Annotated in this window: 2 protein-coding genes; both read left to right on the top strand. The window is 72.1% G+C overall.

What is annotated here, in order from left to right:
- Positions 1-829, top strand: an 829-nt coding sequence (locus BHU15_RS16375; protein ID WP_303741204.1) for an IucA/IucC family C-terminal-domain containing protein, incomplete at its 5' end; no start/stop codon positions are given.
- Positions 830-879: 50 nt separating this feature from the next.
- Positions 880-1,497, top strand: a 618-nt coding sequence (locus tag BHU15_RS16370) for a GNAT family N-acetyltransferase (protein ID WP_069627866.1), incomplete at its 3' end; no start/stop codon positions are given.

Below are 1,497 nucleotides of genomic sequence, written 5' to 3'. Positions count from 1 at the left end.
CCACCGGCTGCTGCGCGGCGGCCTCGCCCAGCAGTGGCGCGCCGCGCATCCCGGCTTCGACATCGTGCGCGACCCCGCCTGGCTGGCCGTCGACACTCCCGACGGCGAACCCGTCGCCGGGCTCGACGTGATGCTGCGCCACAACCCGTTCCGCCCCGACAACGACGCCGTCTGCCTCGCCGGACTGGTCACCCCGCGCCCATGGCCCGGCCGCCCGGACACGCACTCGCGCCTCGCCGACATCGTGACCGGCCTCGTGGCCCGCACGGGCCGGCCCGCCGGCGCGGTCGCCGCGGAGTGGTTCCTGCGCTACCTCGACCACGTCGTACGCCCGGTGCTCTGGCTCGACGCCACGGCGGGCGTCGCCCTGGAGGCCCATCAGCAGAACACCCTGGTGGTCCTCGACCCTGACGGCTGGCCCGTCGGCGGACGCTACCGCGACAACCAGGGCTACTACTTCCGCGAATCCCGCCGCGCCGCGCTTGAGCGCCGCCTCCCCGGCATCGGCGCGGTGAGCGACACCTTCGTCCCCGACGACATCACGGACGAGCGCTTCGCCTACTACCTCGGCATCAACAACGTGTTCGGCCTGATCGGGGCGTTCGGCTCCCAACGCCTCGCCGACGAACGCGTACTCATCGCCGCCTTCCGTCAGTTCCTCACCCGGGACGTGGCGCTCGGCTCACCCCTGCCCGGCCACCTCCTGGAGGCGGAAAAGCTGCGCTGCAAGGCCAACATGCTCACCCGACTGCACGGACTGGACGAACTCGTCGGCCCGGTCGACACCCAGTCCGTCTACGTCACCATCACCAACCCCCTTCGCCACTGACGTCCTGGTCCGCGTCCGCCCGTCCGAACCGCCGAGAGGAGAGCGTCACCGTGCCTCCCACCGACGCGAGCCCCGGCAGCGATACGAGCACCGGGCCCGGCCCGGGACCGCACCTGGCCGGCGGCGCCGAGGACACCCTCGACCTGCGCCTGACCGAGGAACTCGTCGCGCTGCTCGGAGCCGGTGAGCCGGTGGCGACCGGGACACGGCCGGGCGGTGCCGGGGAGTCCGCCCTCCTCGATTCCCCCGCCGGGTGGGGCGCGGCCGGCACGTCCGCCGGTGTCTTCCAACTCGTGCCCGTACGGGTGGAGCGCGATCTGACCCTCATCAGCCGCTGGATGAACGATCCGGCCGTCGCCGCCTTCTGGGAACTGGCGGGCCCCGAATCCGTCACCGCCGACCATCTGCGCACCCAACTGCGCGGCGACGGACGCAGCGTCCCGTGCCTGGGCGTGCTCGACGGTGTCCCCATGAGCTATTGGGAGCTCTACCGCGCCGATCTCGATCCTCTTGCCCGTCATTACCCCGCCCGTCCTCATGACACCGGACTCCATCTCCTCATCGGGGGTGTGGCCGACCGTGGCCGCGGCATCGGCACCACCCTGCTCAGAGCCGTCTCCGAACTCGTTCTCGACCACCGGCCGCACTGCGGCCGGTGGTCGAGAACG

Source organism: Streptomyces niveus, from assembly GCF_001723055.1.
In the GTDB taxonomy this organism is placed as follows: Bacteria; Actinomycetota; Actinomycetes; order Streptomycetales; family Streptomycetaceae; genus Streptomyces; species Streptomyces niveus.
This window is presented reverse-complemented; position numbering and strand designations above follow the sequence as displayed.